Origin of the sequence: Frankia gtarii (genome assembly GCF_025403375.1) — a bacterium.
Classification (GTDB): Bacteria; Actinomycetota; Actinomycetes; order Frankiales; family Frankiaceae; genus Frankia; species Frankia gtarii.
Genome location: NZ_JAMPTM010000452.1, coordinates 1 through 2,965 on the forward strand (window position 1 = coordinate 1; position 2,965 = coordinate 2,965).

Below are 2,965 nucleotides of genomic sequence, written 5' to 3' on the forward strand. Positions count from 1 at the left end.
GCCCGGTAACGCCCCCCCGGCCCGGCTGCCCCCACTGCGCCGGCTGCCGGGCCGGCCCTCGCGCAACGACGGCCCCGCTCCTCGCGCATCCAGCGCGTCGAGCGGGGCCGTCGCGGTTCTGCGTGGAGCTCGGGGTACTTACCCGCGCAAGGCCGGTAACTACTCGCGAACGAGCGCGAGGACGAAGCCGTCCCAGCCTTTGTTGCCCACGGTCTGCAGCGCGGTCGCCGTCAGCCGCGGCTCCGCCCGCACCAGGTCGAGCACGGCCCTCGTCCCCTGGACGTTGGGGTCCGCGCTGGCGGGGTCGACGACCGCCCCGCCGCGCACCACGTTGTCGACCACGATCGCGCTGCCGGGCCGGGTCAGGCGCAACGCGGCGGCGAGGTAGCGCGCGTTGTTCTGCTTGTCCGCGTCGATGAACACGAGGTCGAACGGCTCGGGGCGCGTGGCGATCAGCGCCTCGAGCGAGTCGACGGCGGGACCGAGCACGACGTCGGCGACGGCGTCGAGGCCGGCGCGTTCGAGGTTGCCCCGGGCGACCTCGGCGTGGTGAGGATCGACCTCCAGAGTGACCACCCGGCCGCTCGGTCCGACGGCCCGCGCGAGCCAGATCGTCGAGTAACCGCCGAGGGTGCCTACCTCCAGCACCCGCCGGCCGGAGACCATCCAGACGAGCAGGGCCAGGAAGGCACCCTGGTTCGCGGCGACCTCGATCGGCGGCAGCCCGGCGGCGTGGCTCGCCGCCCGCGCCTGCCGCAGCGCCTCGTCCTCGTCGATCAGGGTGTCGATGAGATACTCGTCGACATCCTGCCAGCTCTGCGTCGCATCAGGCACCGGGCGGAACCTCCGCTGTGAGGGTCGGTGCCGGGCGCCTGGCCGGGGCCCGGCCGGAACTCAGATACCCGCGAAGACCCTGCGCTGCGCGGGAGTCTGGGATGACGGTGGCGGCGGCCCCAGATCGTCCGCCCATCGGTCCGAGTCCTGTGGCGAGACGGTGAACCAGGCGACGAGCAGCAGGCCCAGACCGGTGACGACCGGGGCCAGCAGGCCACCGGACAGCACAATGTAGAAGATCAACACCGAGCCGGAGAGCACGAACGACTGCGAGCCGCGGACGAACATCGCCACGATGAAGCTGAGGAACGTCACCGTGCCGAGGACCCCGTACTCCAGGATGAGCTTCGGCACGAGCGCATAGTTCAGTGGCAGGCCGGTGCGGCGGAAGAACGCAGCCGCGTCGCGGTCGGCGTAGCCCGCGCCGGAGCCGAACGCCACCGTCGCCGGATCGCTGCCGAGCGAATCCCAGGTGCGCTGGTAGGGCTGGACGAAGCGCAGGCTGCCGCTGGAAGTCGACGAGGACGTCTCCGTCGCGCGGGCCGCGAAGATGCTCGACGCCGGGGTGAAGCTGATGATCAGAACGATGAGGCTCACGCCGACCAGGGCGGTGAGCGCGAACCGGGCGCCCTTGTGGACGGCCAGCAGCACGCCCGCGCAGGCCAGCAGCAGCAGACCGGTGCCGGAAACGGTGCTGAGAATCGCCAGCACGAACATGAGTAGCCGCCACCAGCCGCCGTTGCGCAGGACGCAGACCACGATGCCGAAACCGAGGAACTGCGAGCAGAACGACGCTTCCAGACAGACGAAGGCGTTCGACTTGAACAGCGACGATCCATACTGGACCGGGTAGGACGTGTTGAAGCCGTGCATCAGGAACTGTGACGGCACGATGTCCTTGACGACATCGGTGTACGGAACGCCGACGAGCTGAATCGCGAACTGGAACATGGCCAGCCCGGCCAGCACCGTGATCATGATGAGGAAGCGGTCGAGGAGCCGGGGCAGCAACGCCCGGGCGTCGGCGGGGCGCAGGCCGAAGACGAAGGGGACGTACGTCGCCAGCAACAACAACAGCGATGTCAGGGACGTGCTGTCCTTCTGCCGCAGGAAGGACACGAGAGCCGACAGCGAGCACGCCGTCATCGCCACCAGGTAGCCGGTCATCCGGCCCGAGTGCCGGCTCAACCCGCCGCGCCGGACCATGATGGCCGCGCACACGTAGGTGATCGGCAGGATCACCTGGACCTGTGAACCGCCGACGGGGATGGCGATCCGCTGGAAGAAGATCTCGCAGAACAGCAGAACGGTGAGCAGCCGCAGCGTCGCGTCGTTCGCCGTGCGGCTGCTGCCCGCCTCCTGGGTCGGGATCACCCACGACCGCGGAATCCTGGTCGTGAGGGTGGTGGTTACCACTGGCTTCCCGTCCCCCGTTCTCGGTCGACGGGCGCGCCGCGGCCGCTCAGGCGGCGGTGAACGCTGCGGACGATCCCCGCATGGCGGCCCGGTGCGCCGTGTGGACGGCACCGTCGGCAAGTGTAACCGGCCCGGATCGGGCGCCTCCCACCGTGGTCTTCGGTCAATTCCCGGGGCGCACGGTCGCCTGTCCGTCACCGTTGGCAGTCGTCTTCGTGGTGTCTTCCGGGGTCCTGGTGTCGCCGGGTGAATAATGAACCAGGCCACCTCCGGCCGTGGTCGGAAAAGTTCTCGGGTCTGGGAACTCCTCGGGCGAAGACCCGCGTTCGTCGTATCGCCGGTGGCGTTATCGTCCGCGGCCGACGCCTGTTCTCAGCTGGTGCGGCGCGGTCGGTCGTTCATTGCTGGTGCGAAGGTGTCCGGTCGTTCCAGCGACTCTGACGATCTGCCCTCACCGTGGAGGTGTAACGTGCGCTATTCCGGCATCGCGCCGGGAGGGCGTCCGCCCCCGTCCGACCGGATCGGTTCGGAGCGGGGCGACACCTCACCGACCCGCGCTATCTCGTTCAAGGGCAGTGACGGGCCCGGCCAGCATGGTGCCGACACCGCCACCATGCCGCTGCCGGGCATCCGGGCCTCGGGGTCCGTGGACTCTGGCGCGTCCACGGACCCCGAGACGTCCGCCTCGACGCTCCAGCCCGGCCCGCCACCCGAC

General features: G+C 69.8%; 2 protein-coding genes and 1 pseudogene. 1 reads left to right on the forward strand and 2 read right to left on the reverse strand.

From position 1 onward, the window contains the following. Positions 1-159: 159 nt before the first annotated feature. Positions 160-834, reverse strand: coding sequence for an O-methyltransferase (locus NBZ83_RS31260; RefSeq protein WP_261576422.1), 675 nt, complete (start codon positions 832-834; stop codon positions 160-162). A 60-nt stretch (positions 835-894) separates the two neighbouring features. Further along, positions 895-2,250, reverse strand: a complete 1,356-nt coding sequence (locus NBZ83_RS31265; RefSeq protein WP_261576423.1) for a hypothetical protein — start codon at positions 2,248-2,250, stop codon at positions 895-897. Between the two features lie 469 nt (positions 2,251-2,719). Here NBZ83_RS31265 and NBZ83_RS31270 point away from each other — a divergent pair. After that, a pseudogene (locus tag NBZ83_RS31270) lies at positions 2,720-2,965 on the forward strand (beta-mannanase); the annotation flags it as partial.